The 13,575-nt window shown below is 63.5% G+C and carries 13 protein-coding genes; 9 read left to right on the top strand and 4 right to left on the bottom strand.

Annotation, left to right across the window (positions count from 1 at the left end; all coding sequences use genetic code 11):
* Window positions 1-14: 14 nt before the first annotated feature.
* From L867_RS0109525 to L867_RS0109515, 3 genes are all read left to right on the top strand, one after another.
* Window positions 15-968 (top strand): substrate-binding domain-containing protein, encoded by a 954-nt coding sequence (locus tag L867_RS0109525; protein WP_028736669.1) that lies wholly within the window; start codon window positions 15-17, stop codon window positions 966-968.
* Window positions 969-1,110: 142 nt separating this feature from the next.
* Window positions 1,111-2,163: a sugar phosphate isomerase/epimerase family protein gene (locus tag L867_RS0109520; protein ID WP_028736668.1), complete on the top strand. Its 1,053-nt coding sequence runs from the start codon at window positions 1,111-1,113 to the stop codon at window positions 2,161-2,163.
* Window positions 2,164-2,326: 163 nt separating this feature from the next.
* A complete protein-coding gene (locus L867_RS0109515; protein WP_028736667.1) occupies window positions 2,327-3,511 on the top strand; it encodes a Gfo/Idh/MocA family protein in 1,185 nt (394 codons plus the stop codon).
* Window positions 3,512-3,667: 156 nt separating this feature from the next.
* Here the strand turns inward: L867_RS0109515 and L867_RS0109510 are convergent, their stop codons facing one another.
* Both L867_RS0109510 and L867_RS26380 read right to left on the bottom strand, forming a co-directional pair.
* Entirely contained in the window at window positions 3,668-4,096 is a 429-nt protein-coding gene (locus L867_RS0109510; RefSeq protein WP_028736666.1) for a nuclear transport factor 2 family protein, read from the bottom strand.
* 105 nt (window positions 4,097-4,201) lie between these two features.
* A complete protein-coding gene (locus tag L867_RS26380) occupies window positions 4,202-5,383 on the bottom strand; it encodes a helix-turn-helix domain-containing protein (protein WP_084638500.1) in 1,182 nt (393 codons plus the stop codon).
* Between L867_RS26380 and L867_RS0109500 the strand changes: the two genes are divergently transcribed.
* Window positions 5,382-6,755, top strand: a complete 1,374-nt coding sequence (locus L867_RS0109500) for a GH1 family beta-glucosidase (protein ID WP_028736664.1) — start codon at window positions 5,382-5,384, stop codon at window positions 6,753-6,755. The genes L867_RS26380 and L867_RS0109500 overlap by 2 nt on opposite strands.
* A gap of 42 nt (window positions 6,756-6,797) precedes the next feature.
* Here the strand turns inward: L867_RS0109500 and L867_RS0109495 are convergent, their stop codons facing one another.
* A complete protein-coding gene (locus L867_RS0109495; RefSeq protein ID WP_028736663.1) occupies window positions 6,798-7,196 on the bottom strand; it encodes a winged helix-turn-helix transcriptional regulator in 399 nt (132 codons plus the stop codon).
* A 168-nt stretch (window positions 7,197-7,364) separates the two neighbouring features.
* Between L867_RS0109495 and L867_RS0109490 the strand changes: the two genes are divergently transcribed.
* From L867_RS0109490 to L867_RS0109470, 5 genes are all read left to right on the top strand, one after another.
* Complete coding sequence (locus L867_RS0109490) at window positions 7,365-7,997, top strand: NAD(P)H-dependent oxidoreductase (RefSeq protein WP_028736662.1); 633 nt, start codon at window positions 7,365-7,367, stop codon at window positions 7,995-7,997.
* Between the two features lie 422 nt (window positions 7,998-8,419).
* The gene (locus tag L867_RS0109485; RefSeq protein WP_037173024.1) at window positions 8,420-9,460 is read left to right on the top strand and encodes a methionine ABC transporter ATP-binding protein; all 1,041 of its coding nucleotides are present in this window, start codon (window positions 8,420-8,422) and stop codon (window positions 9,458-9,460) included.
* Complete coding sequence (locus L867_RS0109480) at window positions 9,450-10,118, top strand: methionine ABC transporter permease (RefSeq protein ID WP_028736660.1); 669 nt, start codon at window positions 9,450-9,452, stop codon at window positions 10,116-10,118. Before L867_RS0109485 ends, L867_RS0109480 begins: the two co-directional genes overlap by 11 nt.
* A 37-nt stretch (window positions 10,119-10,155) precedes the next feature.
* Window positions 10,156-10,935, top strand: coding sequence for a MetQ/NlpA family ABC transporter substrate-binding protein (locus L867_RS0109475; RefSeq protein WP_028736659.1), 780 nt, complete (start codon window positions 10,156-10,158; stop codon window positions 10,933-10,935).
* Between the two features lie 252 nt (window positions 10,936-11,187).
* Window positions 11,188-12,585 (top strand): MATE family efflux transporter, encoded by a 1,398-nt coding sequence (locus L867_RS0109470; RefSeq protein WP_028736658.1) that lies wholly within the window; start codon window positions 11,188-11,190, stop codon window positions 12,583-12,585.
* 27 nt (window positions 12,586-12,612) lie between these two features.
* On the opposite strand, the gene trhO is transcribed toward L867_RS0109470, so the two are convergent.
* Complete coding sequence (gene trhO / locus L867_RS0109465) at window positions 12,613-13,557, bottom strand: oxygen-dependent tRNA uridine(34) hydroxylase TrhO (RefSeq protein ID WP_028736657.1); 945 nt, start codon at window positions 13,555-13,557, stop codon at window positions 12,613-12,615.
* Window positions 13,558-13,575 lie beyond the last annotated feature (18 nt).

Genomic DNA, 13,575 nt, shown 5'->3' with positions numbered 1-13,575 from the left:
TTGGGAGGAAACCAATGCACAAGAAACTGCTCGGCCTTGCCGTCGCCATGACGGCACTGGCGTCGATCTTCACCGCGGCTGAGGCGCAGGAGACGAAGACGATCGGCGTCTCCATTCCGGCCGCCGACCACGGCTGGACCGCCGGCGTCGTCTACCATGCCAACCGCGTCGCCGAACTGCTGATGAAGGAACACCCCGGCCTTAACGTGATCGTCAAGACCTCGGCCGATCCTGCCACCCAGGCGAATGCCGTGCAGGACCTTGAGATCCAGGGCATCGATGCGCTCGTCATCCTGCCGACCGATCCGGATCCGCTGGTCAACGCGATCAAGGAAGTGAAGAGCAAGGGCACGTTCGTCTCGATCGTCGACCGCGCGCCGTCGGTCAACGACAACTCGGTGCGTGACCTCTATGTCGCCGGCAATAATCCGGCGCTCGGCGAAGTCGCCGGCCAGTATATCGCCAAGAACACGCCGGATGCCGAAGTGGTCGTCATCCGCGGCATGCCGATCCCGATCGACCAGCAGCGTCAGGATGGCTTCGACAAGGGTATTGCCGGCTCGAACGTCAAGATCCTCGACCGCCAGTTCGGCAACTGGAACCGCGACGACGCCTTCAAGGTCATGCAGGATTATCTCACCAAGTACCCGAAGATCGACGTGGTCTGGTGCCAGGACGACGACATGGCGGTCGGCGTGCTGCAGGCGATCGAACAGGCCAAGCGCACCGACATCCAGTACATCATCGGCGGCGCGGGTTCGAAGGACATGATCAAGAAGGTCATGGACGGCGACAAGATGGTGCCGGTCAACGTGCTCTATCCGCCGTCGATGGTTGGCACCGCGATGGAACTGACCGCAGCTGCGATCTACGACCAGGTTCCGGTCCACGGCACCTATACGCTCGACGCGACGCTGATCACGGCGGACAACGCCAAGAACTACTACTTCCCGGACTCGCCGTTCTGATCGGCGGCATCCACCAGAAGCAGGCCTCTGCCCGGGTTTTCCCGGGCAGATTTTCGCCGCCGCCATCATCGCCGTTGTATCGATTTTGCATCTCCTGTAATCGTTGCTGAAACGTTGCAGGAAGACTTTGGGAGGAGAATTCATGAAGACGATCAAGGGGCCGGCGATCTTTCTCGGCCAGTTTGCCGGCGATGCCGCACCGTTCAATTCCTGGGATGCGATTACCAAATGGGCGGCTGAAGCTGGCTATCTCGGCGTGCAGGTGCCGACCTGGGCCGGACAGCTGATCGACCTGAAAAAGGCGGCCGAATCCAAGGACTATTGCGACGAACTCGCAGGCGTGGCGCGCCAGAACGGCGTCGAGATCACCGAGCTTTCGACCCATCTGCAGGGACAGCTGGTCGCCGTGCATCCGGCCTATGACGAGGCCTTCGACGGCTTTGCCGCGCCGGAAGTGCGCGGCAATCCGAAGGCGCGGCAGGAATGGGCCGTGCAGCAGGTCAAGTATGCGCTCAAGGCGTCCAACAATCTCGGCATTAATGCCCATGCGACCTTTTCCGGGGCGCTGGCATGGCCCTATTTCTATCCCTGGCCGCAGCGGCCGGCTGGTCTCGTCGAGACCGCCTTCGACGAACTGGCCAGGCGCTGGAAGCCGATCCTCGACTATGCCGACTCCCAGGGCGTCGACGTCGCTTACGAAATCCATCCGGGCGAAGACCTACATGACGGCGTGACCTTCGAGATGTTCCTCGAACGCGTCGGCGGGCACACCCGCGCCAACATGCTCTACGATCCGTCGCACTATGTGCTGCAGTGCCTCGACTATCTTGACCATATCGACATCTACAAGGACCGGATCAAGATGTTCCACGTCAAGGACGCGGAGTTCAATCCGACCGGCCGGCAGGGCGTCTATGGCGGCTACCAGGGCTGGGTGAACCGGGCAGGGCGCTTCCGTTCGCTCGGCGACGGCCAGGTCGATTTCGGCGCGATCTTCTCCAAGATGGCGGCCAACGATTTTGACGGCTGGGCCGTGGTCGAATGGGAATGCGCGCTGAAGCACCCGGAAGACGGCGCCCGTGAAGGCGCCGAATTCGTCAAGCACCACATCATCCGGGTCACGGAACACGCCTTCGACGACTTTGCCGCCGGCGGCACCGACGACGCGGCCAACCGGCGCATGCTCGGGCTCTAGAAGAAAGACCCCTCCCCAACCCCTCCCCACAAGGGGGAGGGGCTTTGCCGCCGCCCCGGTGCCTGCTTCAAGCAGGGAGGTGGGCAAGGGACGCTCTCCCCCCTTGTGGGGGAGATGGCGGCAGCCAGAGGGGGTGTCAGAGACAACAAGGGAGACGTATTTCATGGCAATCGAAGGAAAGACGGAAGCGCACACGCAGAAGATCAGGCTCGGCATGGTGGGCGGCGGTTCCGGCGCCTTTATCGGCGGGGTGCATCGCATGGCGGCGCGCATCGACGATCATTTCGAGCTGGTGGCCGGGGCGCTGTCGTCGACGGCGGAGAAATCGCTGGCCTCGGGCCGCGAACTGGGGCTCGCCCCTGAGCGCTGTTACGGCTCGTTCGAGGAGATGGCCGAGAAGGAAGCGGCCCGGCCGGACGGCATCGAGGCCGTGTCGATCGTTACCCCCAATCATGTGCACTATCCGGCGGCCAAGGCCTTTCTCGAGCGCGGCATCCACGTCATCTGCGACAAGCCGCTGACGTCCAATCTCGAGGATGCGAAAAGGCTGAAGGCGGTGGCCGACCAGTCCAAGGCGCTGTTCGTGCTCACCCACAACTACACCGGCTATCCGATGGTGCGCCACGCGCGCGAACTGGTGCGGTCCGGCGAACTCGGCGACATCCGCCTGGTGCAGATGGAATATCCGCAGGACTGGCTGGCCGAGCCGATCGAGCAGACCGGCCAGAAGCAGGCGGCCTGGCGCACGGACCCCAAGCAGTCGGGCGCCGGCGGCTCGACCGGCGATATCGGCACCCATGCCTATAATCTCGGCTGCTTCATTTCCGGCCTCGAAATCGAGGAACTTGCCGCCGATGTGCACACCTTCGTCGCCGGCCGCAAGCTCGACGACAATGCCCATGTGATGATTCGGTTCAAGGCCAAGGGGGGCGGAATGCCTGCCAAGGGGCTGCTGTGGTGCAGCCAGGTGGCCGTCGGCCACGAGAACGGGCTGAAGGTCCGGGTCTACGGCACCAAGGCCGGCATCGAATGGGTGCAGGCCGATCCGAACTATCTGTGGTTCACAAGGCTCGGCGAGCCCAAGCAACTGATCACACGCGGCGGTGCGGGTGCCGGAGCCTCGGCGCAGCGCGTCACGCGCATTCCCGGCGGCCATCCGGAAGGCTATCTCGAAGCCTTCGCGACGATCTACACGGAGGCGGCTGCTGCCATCAATGCCGCCAAGGCCGGCACGACCGTCGATCCGGCGGTCCTCTATCCGACCATCGACGACGGCGTCAAAGGCGTTGCCTTCGTCGAAGCCTGCGTGGCCTCGTCGAAGGGCAACGGGGCGTGGGTCAAGGTGTGACCTAACACTCGTGGGGCCGAGCGCAAGCTCTCCTCGCCCACGCCGCCCTCACCACGGGGGCATCTGGCTTGCTCCCGCTTTTCTCCGCAGGTGCGGAGAGGGGTGACCGAAGGGACGTAGACAGGTTCCGGAGATGCCGAGGCGAGTCGAGACCGGTCAGTCCGGTGCGCAGGCCGAGAGCATGGCCGGGGTGTCGACATAAGCTTCGTAGCGGCGGATCGTTCCCTCCCGCACCGTGTAGACATGGACCGCAGGAAGTTCGAATTGCCGGCCCGTCGCGAGGGCCTTGCCCCGTGTGCGGCCGATGCTCACCACACGGTCGCCTGCCCCGAAGAGCTGCTCATCGACGATCTGGGTGTCGATCGTGCTGGTCAGGCGGATGAAGAACTGCTGGAGGCCGGCGTGGCCGCGATATTCGCCGCCCCAAGGCAGGAGGTCGGACTGGTAGATCTCGCAGTCGGGATGGTAGAGAGCCTGGATCGCGGCCAGGTCGCGGCCGGCATAGGCGCGGTAGACCGCCCGCACGACATCGAGCGGGCAGGGGTGGTTCTCAGCCGAGGTATTTCGTGCTGTGTTGGCTTGCATGACAAATCTCCTTCGGGCGGCATCGGTGCCGGCGTTGGTTCCCTAGGGGATGTTCGGGGCGCGTTCTTTCCGTAGGTTGCGGCCGATTGTCTGCCATTGCGAAAACTATGCGCGCGCCCGCGCGCGCCATTGTGCCGGGGGCGTTCCGGTCGCTCGGCGAAAGGCGTTGGTGAAATGACTCTGGTTCTTGAAGCCCACGTCCAAGGCGAGCTGTGCCAGCGGCATGTCGGTGGCCGCCAGCAAGCCGCAGGCGAGTTCGATGCGGAAGTCCTGCAGCCATTGAAACGGCGTCCGCCCCGTGGAGGCCTTGAACGCGCGCAGGAAATGGAACTGGCTCAAGCCTGCCGCCGCCGCGATCTCCTCGAGGCTCGGATCGTTCGCCACTCTCGACCGCATATATTCCGTTGCCCGCTTCAGGTTGCCGGGTGACAACCGCTCTTTCGCGCCCCGAGCGATCTCGGGCGATGACGCGCGCTCGGCTTCCTGGGCGAGTCGCGCAAGGACAAGAGCGACACCATGGTCGCCATAGGCGCGGCCGATGCCGTCTGCTCCCGCCCCAGTGTCTTCCTTCCAGAGCGCGGTCGAGACGGCGGCGAAGATCGGATCCTGCACGACGTGCCCGGTCAGCCGGTCGAGCGAGGCTGCGCCCGCCGGCGTGAACTCTTCGAGCATCCGTGCCACCATGTCCTTCGGGAAGGAGAAGATCAGGCAGTCGTGATTGCCCTCCACCCGCCAGAGAGCGGAGGTGTCGGCAGGGGTCAGGATACCCGCACCCTGATGACGGTATCCTTCCGCGCCCTTCGGAACCTGCAATCCGTCGCCGATGTCGCGCCAGGGTCGGGAACGGCCGGCCAGCAATATCGAAAAGGTGTAGTCGGGAAGTGCCGGCTGGAGGGTCTCGAATTCGGAATGGCGCAGGCGCGTCAGGGTGACGCCGGCGGAGCCCACGTGCCGTGTCTGCACGTTTGCACCCGGTGGGACCGTCCCCGCACTGTCGCTTTCCTTGCTGGTCATGCGGCAAGGGTACAGAGCCCGGAAGGCGAGGTCCAGCTGGGACGCGCTCGCAAGTGATCGGAACCGGTGCCGACGGGACAATCGGCAAGGGATGACCGTCTCGAAGCGAGGCACCGACGACGTTCCGGCAACACCCCGAATCTGCAACGTTGCAGAATTGTCCATCGGGCTCTTCACCCCGAACGGAACATGGGTTAAACCGCCTCGGACAAAGTTTCTGCATCCCGCCGCCGTGACCTGCGCCAGATGCATAGCCTGGATGAGACCAGCCATGATTGATCCCAAGTCGCTTGCCGAACGCTTCCCCGGCGATTTCACCTTTGGTGTGGCGACCGCCTCGTTCCAGATCGAAGGGGCGTCCAAGGCCGACGGGCGCAAGCCGTCGATCTGGGATGCGTTTTCCAACATGCCGGGCCGCGTCTACGGCCGGCACAACGGCGACGTGGCCTGCGATCACTACCATCGCTGGGAAGAGGATCTCGACCTGATCAAGGCAATGGGCGTCTCGGCCTATCGCTTCTCGATCGCCTGGCCGCGGATCATCCCCGAGGGGACCGGAAGGATCAACGAGAAGGGCCTCGATTTCTACGACAAGCTGATCGACGGCCTGAAGGATCGCGGCATCAAGGCCTTCGCCACGCTCTACCATTGGGACCTGCCGCTGGCGCTGATGGGCGACGGCGGCTGGACCGCACGTTCGACCGCCTACGCCTTCCAGCGCTATGCCAAGATCGTCATGGCCCGGCTCGGCGATCGGCTCGACGCGGTGGCGACCTTCAACGAGCCCTGGTGCTCGGTGTGGCTCTCCCATCTCTACGGCGTGCATGCGCCGGGTGAGAGTAACATGGACGCAGCACTCCACGCCCTGCACTACACCAATCTTGCGCACGGCCTCGGGGTGGACGCCATCCGCCAGGTGGCGCCGCAGGTGCCCGTCGGGCTGGTGCTGAACGCGCACGAGACGATCCCCCGGTCAGACAGCGAGGCCGACAAGGCCGCGGCCGAGCGGGCCTTCCAGTTTCACAACGGCGTGTTCTTCGATCCGGTGTTCAAGGGCGCCTATCCGGCGGATTTCCTGTCGGCGCTGGGAAGCCGCCTGCCGAAGATCGAAGACGGTGACATGGAGGTCATCAGCCAGAAGCTCGACTGGTGGGGGCTCAACTACTATACGCCGATGCGCGTCGCCGACGATCCGGCGCCGGGCGCGGAATTCCCGGCAACCATCGATGCGCCGCCCGTCTCCGAGGTCAAGACCGATATCGGCTGGGAGGTCTATGCGCCGGCGCTGAAGTCGCTGGTCGAGGGCCTCTACAAGCGTTACGAACTGCCGGTCTGTTACATCACCGAGAACGGCGCCTGCTACAATATGGAAGTCGAGAACGGCGAGGTCGATGACCAGCCGCGCCTCGACTACTACGCCGAGCATCTTGCCGTCGTCGCCGACCTGATCAAGGACGGCTATCCGATGCGCGGTTATTTCGCCTGGAGCCTGATGGACAACTTCGAATGGGCGCAGGGCTACAAGATGCGCTTCGGCCTCGTCCATGTCGACTATGACACCCAGGTGCGCACCGTGAAGAAGAGCGGCAAGTGGTATAGCGAACTCGCGGCACAGTTCCCGAAGGGCAACCACAAGACGGCGTGAGCGTTTACGCGTCTCTCAGGCAGACCCGCGACTTGCCGGGTCTCAGCCGAGCTTGACGAGCTTCGGATCGATGCGCTCGGCGGCGTTTCGCTTGTCGAACTCGGCGCGGGCCCCGTGAATCTTGTCGTGATTGGCGAACACCCAGCCGCCCATCGCCTGGATCGGTTCGCGCAGCGACTGGCCGAGCTCGGTCAGTTCATACTCCACCCGCGGCGGGACCGTGGGATAGACGCTTCGCTTCACCAGGCCGTCGCGCTCCAAGGCGCGCAGCGTCAGCGTCAGCATGCGCTGCGAGATGCCGACGACGGCGCGCTTGAGATCGCTGAAACGGGCCGGGCCATCGCCCAAGATCATGATGACCAGCACGCTCCACTTGTCGCCGATGCGCGACAGCATTTCGCAGACCGTCTGGCATTTCGCCGGGTCGTAGTGTTTCGGCATCCCGCCTCTCCCATTGGTTGGTTACAAAAATGTGCCTTCTTGTCGAGGATTTCAAGTTCCCTATTTAGGCCTGGTTACTAATTGATACCGCATTCATTGCTTTCCTTCCGGCTGATCTCACAAGGCTCGGAAGGCGCGCGCGCGGCCAACCAGGAAAGGCATCCTCCCATGCTCATCGACAAACTCAACTGGCGCTATGCCACCAAGAAGATGGATCCCTCCAAGCCGGTATCGGAAGACAAGGTCCAGCGCATCCTCGAAGCCATCCGGCTCGCGCCGACCTCGAGCGGCCTCCAGCCCTATGAAGTGATCGTGGTCAAGAATCCGGAGACCAAGGCGAAGATCCGCGAGATCGCCTGGAACCAGGCGCAGGTCACCGACGGTTCGCACCTGCTCGTCTTCGCCGCCTGGGACAATTACACACCCGAGCGCATCAACGACATGTTCGACCTCGTCAACGAGGAACGCGGCCTGAAGAACGAGGGCTGGGAAAATTATCGCAAGATGCTGCTCGATACCTATCCGCAGCGCGATCCGCAGGTGAATTTCGAGCATGCAGCGCGCCAGGCCTATATCGGCTTCGGCATCGGCCTGACGGCCGCCGCCTTCGAGGGGGTTGATACCACGCCTATGGAAGGCTTCGATGCCGGCAAGCTCGACGAGATCCTGGGCCTTCGCGAACGCGGCCTGCGTTCGGTCACGATCATGCCGCTCGGCTATCGCCAGGCGGACGGCGACTGGCTGGTGAACCTCAAGAAGGTGCGCCGCCCCAAGGAAAGCTTCATCACCGAAGTGAAGTAAGCGATCCGGCGTGTCGGGCTTGCGGCCCGGCACGCCTCGTGGCTATGCGCGGCCCTCTCGCAGGGCGGTCGCCGCGACGGTGGCCGTTTGGACGAATTTTCCGCCTGTAGGATGATCTCGCGGAAAAACATCTCTGTTCGGCGGCAAGGACCAGTGGCATAAGCGGATCAGTTTTCCGCGACGCATGGCTGACCTGCGCTTCGCGGGTTTGAAAAGGTGAAACCAAAGATGCTAGATCGGCGCCGAACCGTCCGAATGTGTATGTCGCGATAGACCATCCGACATCCTGCCATCTTGGCCGCCTTTTGAGCGGCGATCACCGAAGAGACTAGCATGACCAACCGACCGAATCCGCGCGACGCCTCAACAGGAGGCTCCCGATGAGCGCGGCTGAGAACAATTCACCGACCGTCCAAAATCCCATGGTGGCCTTTGAGGGCGTGACCAAGCATTTTGGTGGCGCCAACGGCCAGCCGGCCTTCACGGCGCTGGCGGGCGTCGACTACGTCGTGCCGAAGGGCTCCATCACCGGCATCATCGGCCGCTCCGGCGCGGGCAAGTCGACGCTGATCCGGCTGGTCAACGGGCTCGAAATTCCCTCTTCCGGCAAGGTGCTGGTCGATGGCGTCGATGTCGGCGCGCTCGATGATGCAGCCCTTCGCGCGCTGCGCCGCGAAATCGGGATGATCTTCCAGCATTTCAACCTGCTGTCCTCGCGCACCGTGCACGACAATATCGCGCTTCCGCTGGAGATCGCCGGCCTCGACAGAAAGACGATCGACCAGCGCGTCAAGCCGCTGATGGAACTGGTCGGGCTCTCCGACAAGGCCGACCGCTATCCGGCGGAGCTGTCCGGCGGGCAGAAGCAGCGCGTCGGCATTGCCCGGGCGCTGGCGACCGAGCCGAAGCTGCTGCTCTCCGATGAGGCGACTTCGGCGCTCGACCCGGAAACGACGCAGTCGATCCTCGAACTGCTGAAGACCATCAACCGCGATCTCGGGCTGACCGTGCTCCTGATCACCCACGAGATGGAAGTGGTGAAGACCATTGCCTCGCAGGTGGCCGTGATCGACCGTGGCCTGATCGTCGAGCATGGCCGGACCTTCGACGTCTTCACCGCGCCAAAACACGAAACGACGCAGGCGCTGCTTTCGGCCTCGATCGGGGCGAAGCTGCCCGAGTGGATCCGCTCGGACCTGAAGGCCGAGCCGTCGCCGGGCGACCGGGCGCTCGTACGGCTGATCTTCTTCGGCGAGACGGCGTTCCAGCCGCTGACCGCGCGGCTGGTGGCCGAGCTTGGCGCCGACGTCAATATCCTGGCCGGCGCCATCGACGACATTGCCGGCGAGCCCTTCGGCTCGCTGGTGGTCTCCTATCCTGCCGATCCGGCGACGCTCGCGCGAGCGCAACGCTTCTATACCGAAACCGGACTGACCACGGAGGTGATCGGCTATGGCGTTTGACATGCTCTTCAACCTGCTCGCAAAAGCCCTGTGGCAGACCCTGCAGATGGTCGCCGTGGCCGGCGTCATCGGCACGCTGGTCGGACTACCGATCGGGGTCTTCCTCGCAACCAGCGGCAAGGGCGAGCTTTTCGCCGCTCCGACGATCAACCGGATCGTCGGCCTGGTGGTCAATGCGGCGCGCTCGACGCCTTTCATCATCCTGGTGGTGGCGATCATCCCCTTCACCCGGTTCGTCACCGGCACCTCGATCGGCACCATCGCGGCGATCGTACCGCTGACGGTCGCCACCATTCCCTTCATCGCCCGCCTGATCGAGGCGGCGATCCGCGAAGTGGACAAGGGACTGATCGAGGCCGCCCGCGCCATGGGCGCGACGCCGCTGCAGATCGTCAGCAAGGTGCTTCTCGCCGAAGCCCGACCCGGCATCGTGCTGGCGCTCACCCTGACGCTCGTCAGCCTGATCGGCTTCTCGGCCATGGTCGGCGCGGTCGGCGGCGGCGGGCTCGGCGACCTCGGCATCCGCTACGGCTACCAGCGCTTCATGCCGGACGTCATGCTGGCGGTGGTCGTGGTGCTGATCGTCCTGGTGCAGGCGGTGCAGAGCGCCGGCGACCATCTGGCGCGGCGCTTCGACAAGCGCAGCCGCAAGAACTGAATTCCCCCCTCTTCAGAAAACCCAAGGAGTGATTTCCATGAAGAAACTGATCCTCGCGGCCTCTCTCGCCGCTGTCTTTTCCGCAAGCGCGGCTCTGGCCGAAAGCATCAAGATCGGCGTGACCCCCGGCCCGCATGCGCAGATCATGGAAAAGGTGAAGGAAGTCGCGGCCAAGAAGGGCCTCGACATCGAGATTCTCGAATTCTCGGACTATGTCGTGCCGAACCAGGCGCTGGCCGACGGCGACCTCAACGCCAACTCCTTCCAGCACCAGCCCTATCTCGACAACCAGATCGCTGACCGCGGCTATGAAATCGTCAGCGTCGGCCCGACCGTCAACTTCCCGATGGGCGTCTATTCCAAGAAGGTGAAGAGCCTCGACGAACTGACCGACGGCGCCAAGGTGTCGATCCCGAACGACCCGACCAATGGCGGCCGCGCGCTGCTCGTTCTGGCCGACAAGGGCCTGATCAAGGTCGATGCGGCCAAGGGCCTGAAGATCGGCCCGGCGGACGTCACGGAAAACCCGAAGAACCTCGAATTCGTCGAACTCGACGCCGCCCAGCTGCCGCGTTCGCTCGACGATGTCGACGCCTCGGTGATCAACACCAACTATGCCCTCGAAGCCGGCCTCAACCCGAAGACGGACTCTATCGCCATCGAAGGCGAGAAGGCTCCCTACGTCAACGTCATCGCCGTTCGTGTCGTCGACAAGGATGCCGCCTGGCTGAAGACGCTGCTCGAGTCCTACCACAACGACGAAATCAAGGCCTTCGTCGCCGAAGAGTTCAAGGGCGCCGTCGTCGCCGGCTGGTAAGCGGGCAGCAATCCCGGATTAATGTCGGGCGGGCGATGGAGAGAACCATTGCCCGCCCGATCTCTTTCGATTCGCATTGACGTATTCGGTATTCGACGTTACGCAGCCTTCAGGTTTCAGCCGCCTGCCGCTCGCGGACATGTGTCTCGGTGAAGGTCTGACCTTGACGATTTCTCACCCTCTGTGCATTTCGCGCCGCGGGCAATGCGAGCCCCCTCCTTTAGAGCGAAATGCCTTTTTGAGGAGCGTGGGATGTCGTCTGGCACCTCCACCCACAACGCCTATCTCCGCGGGCCCATTGCCGGCCTGTTCGTAAAAACCGCGCTGCCCATCGTCTTCGTGATGAGCATGAACGGCGTCCTGACCATCGTCGATGCGATATTCCTTGGGGCCTTTGTCGGCCCGGAGGCGGTGGGTGCCGTCACCGTCGTGTTTCCGGTCTACATGCTGATCGTCGCACTTGCGACACTGGTATCCGCAGGTATGTCCAGCCTGCTCGCGCGCAGTCTCGGGGCAGGCCGGATCGACGAGGCACAAGGCGTTTTTGCCGGGGCGCATATGCTCGCGCTGGCGATCAGTGTCCTGCTGATTGTCGGTTTCATCGTTTTCGGCGATCGCCTGACTCTGCGCCTCGCCAACGGATCGCCTGTGCTTTACCAGATGGCCTACGCCTTTGCCGCGACCATCGTCTTTTCTTCACCCTTGCAGTTCCTGCTCTCGGTCCAGGCTGATGCGTTGCGCAGCGAGGGCCGGACCGGACTGATGGCAGCGATGAGCCTTGTGGTATCGCTCGCCAATATCGGTTTCAACTATCTCCTTATCGTCGGACTGGGCTGGGGAGTGGTGGGCTCCGCCTCTGGCACGGCGATGGCGCAAGGGGTTGCGCTATGCCTGCTCGTCGTCTTTCGCCTGGTCGGTCGGACGGATCTCCGGCTTTCCGCGCTGCTGCGGCACAGGCCGACGGCGGCGTGGCGTCGGATCGTCTCTCTGGGTGTGCCACAGAGCCTCGGCTTCATCGGCCTTGCGGGGATATCGGCGACGATCATTGCGGCGTTGCAGGTCTCGGCGGGCGACCGATACCAAGCGGTCGTTTCCGGCTACGGCATCATCACCCGGATCATGACATTTGCCTATCTCCCGCTGTTGGGCATGAGCCAGGCGATGCAGTCGATGGTGGGCAATAATGTCGGTGCCAGGCTCTGGCAGCGCTCGAACGACAGCCTGCGGTTCGGGCTGATGGCGGCATTCCTCTATTGCCTTGCGGTCGAATGTCTCCTGGTCGGCGCAATCCGGCCGGTCAGCCTGCTGTTCGTCAGCGAGGATGCGGTCGTCAGTGAGATCGCCCGGATCATGCCGGTGATGGTCGCGATGTATGTCGTCTCGGGCCCGCTCGTCATGCTGACTGGCTATTTCCAGGCGATTGGCGATGCCGGCCGGGCAGCGATCCTGGGATTGTCGAAGCCTTACCTCTTCACGATACCGCTGATCATCGCCTTTGCGCTGATCTTTGGCGAGCAGGGAATTTGGTTCGCCATCCCGATAGCGGACCTGATGCTTCTGGTTTTGGCTGTCGTGGTGCTGGCGCAGACAGCCAGGCAACACGGCCTGGCGTGGGGGCTGCTCATGCGCGATCGGGAGCCGGTGCCGTGAAGCGAGGGCCGCACATCGGCGGCCCGGTCAGCTGCCGATGTGCTTCTCGCCGCGCTTCTTCGCGAGTGCGATCTGCATCTGCCGCTGGCGGTAGCGATCACGGTCTGCCTCGGTGCGGCTGTCGTAGCAGTGCGGGCAGGAGACGCCTTCCTCGAACTTCGGCGACGTCACCTCTTCCGCCGTCAGCGGATAACGGCAGGCGTGGCAGAGCGTGTGTTCGCCCTGCTTCAGGCCGTGGGTGATCGACACGCGCTCGTCGAAGACGAAACAGGCGCCGTCCCAGAGGCTTTCCTCCGCCGGCACTTCCTCAAGATATTTCAGGATGCCGCCCTTGAGGTGGTAGACTTCGTCGAAGCCCATCTCCTTGGCGAAGGCCGTCGACTTCTCGCAGCGGATGCCGCCGGTGCAGTACATGGCAAGCTTCGGCTTGTTGTGCAGGCCGGGATTGTTGCGCATCCAGTCGGGGAATTCGCGGAAGGTCTTGATGTTCGGGTCGATGGCGCCCTTGAAGATGCCGATCGCCGTTTCGTAGTCATTGCGGGTGTCGATGACGATGGTTTCCGGATCGGAGATCAGCGCGTTCCAGTCCTTCGGATCGACATAGGTGCCGACGATCTTGTTGGGGTCGATGTTCTCGACGCCCATGGTGACGATCTCCTTCTTCAGTCGCACCTTCATGCGCAGGAAGGGCATCTTCGCCGCGCGGCTTTCCTTGTGCACCAGGCCGGCAAATTCCGGCTGGGAACGGATGAAGGCGAGGATATTCGCAATGCCCTCGTCGGTGCCGGCGATCGTGCCGTTGATGCCTTCGGCGGCCAGCAGCAGCGTGCCCTTGATGCCGTTTTCGCGGGCGACGGCATCGAGCTCCGCGCGAAAGCTCTCGAAGCGCGGGAAGCGGGCGAAGTGATAGAGCGCGGCGACGCAGAACGCGCCGCCCTCTTCGTGGCGAGGGATCTGGAAATCATCGGTCATGGCCGGGGAATACTGCCT

Origin of the sequence: Paenirhizobium selenitireducens ATCC BAA-1503, assembly GCF_000518785.1 — a bacterium.
Taxonomy (GTDB): Bacteria; Pseudomonadota; Alphaproteobacteria; order Rhizobiales; family Rhizobiaceae; genus Allorhizobium; species Allorhizobium selenitireducens.
The sequence above is the reverse complement of the archived record's forward strand: the minus strand, read 5'-3'. Positions and strand labels throughout refer to the sequence as shown.